Source organism: Proteiniphilum sp. UBA5463 (assembly GCF_002427225.1).
GTDB classification, from domain to species: domain Bacteria; phylum Bacteroidota; class Bacteroidia; order Bacteroidales; family Dysgonomonadaceae; genus Proteiniphilum; species Proteiniphilum propionicum.
The window spans coordinates 3,510-4,440 of record NZ_DIQL01000034.1; the positions used below are offsets into that span (position 1 = coordinate 3,510).

The 931-nt window shown below is 36.1% G+C and carries 1 protein-coding gene; it reads left to right on the top strand.

Features of this window, described 5'->3' with window-relative positions; genetic code table 11:
- The first annotated feature begins 9 nt into the window (after positions 1-9).
- On the top strand, positions 10-498 hold the full coding sequence (locus tag B3B27_RS05490) for a Fur family transcriptional regulator (RefSeq protein WP_414703313.1): 489 nt from the start codon (positions 10-12) through the stop codon (positions 496-498).
- Positions 499-931 lie beyond the last annotated feature (433 nt).

A 931-nucleotide genomic window follows, 5' to 3' on the forward strand; every position in this document is an offset into this window, starting at 1 on the left:
TTTTGTACTATGGATAGCAGCCAGAAATTGAGAAAACAGGTGAAAGATGAGTTCATGCAGTATCTGTCTGATCGTAAGCACCGTAAAACTCCGGAGAGATTTGCCATACTCGATCATATTTACAACACAAAAGGACATTTCGACATGGATTCGTTATATAAATCCATGGTAGATGTGAATTTTCGTGTCAGCCGTGCCACACTCTATAATACCATTGAATTGCTGCTCGATTGTGGACTGGTGGTGAAACATCAGTTCGGAGGAAATATTTCGAAGTACGAACGTGCTTACGGCAACGAAAATCACGATCACATTATCTGCACCAGCTGTGGTGAAGTTTGGGAATCCAAAAACGGCAACCTGTTTACTGCGGCACAGCAGCGAAAAATTAAAAAATTTACCGTAAGTTACTACAGTATGTATATTTACGGGATTTGCAGTAAGTGCAGTCACGCCAAGAAAATAGCTTTGAGAAAACTGAATAAAGAAACTAAATAATAAAGATATTCAGACTTGTAGACTAAAAGATATTTAGAATAAGAATTGCGCATAATTTCAGGAAGTTAATTATACGGCAGAAAGCAATGGATTTCGTTACACAATGTCCTGTCTTATCAATTCCCTTAAATATTGCAGAAGGTTCTTCGAAGTACAGGACCAAAGATTTTTCGAGTTTTTGGAAATGGCGATTGGCTTTTCTTATGAGCTTGAAGCGGCAATTATTATTGCTCGAAATCTGGAATATATTGATACTGAATTGATGCATGAGAGTGTCGATAAACTTGTGAAATTACAAATAATGATTCTCTCGTTCAAAAAATAATCTAAAGTAAAGTCTATTGTCTATAAGTTTTGAGTCTTATAATCTAAAGAATAATATGAAAGTTGATGTAATTTTAGGCCTTCAGTGGGGCGATGAAGGAAAAGGAAA